Below are 243 nucleotides of genomic sequence, written 5' to 3' on the forward strand. Positions count from 1 at the left end.
CCCAAAACCAGCGCCTTGCGCACCCCGTTCAAGACCGTAGCCCTGGTGGGCCGGTACTCGACTGCTGGCATCGAAGGCCCGCTGGAGGAGCTCGCCGCCTACATTCTGCGCAATGGCCAGGATGTCGTGTTCGAGCGCGAGACCGCGCAGGCCACGGGGCTGACCGGCTATCCCGCGCTGACTGCCGAGGAAATCGGCCGGGAGGCCGACGTCGCCGTGGTGCTTGGCGGCGACGGCACGCTG

Annotated in this window: 1 protein-coding gene; it reads left to right on the top strand. The window is 69.1% G+C overall.

Annotated elements, in window-relative coordinates:
• Positions 1–15: 15 nt before the first annotated feature.
• Positions 16–243: diacylglycerol kinase catalytic domain-containing protein (locus AB0T83_RS20515; RefSeq protein WP_366195039.1), on the top strand; the 228-nt coding region annotated here is incomplete at its 3' end.

Origin of the sequence: Meridianimarinicoccus marinus (assembly GCF_040689105.1) — a bacterium.
Lineage (GTDB): Bacteria > Pseudomonadota > Alphaproteobacteria > Rhodobacterales > Rhodobacteraceae > Meridianimarinicoccus > Meridianimarinicoccus marinus.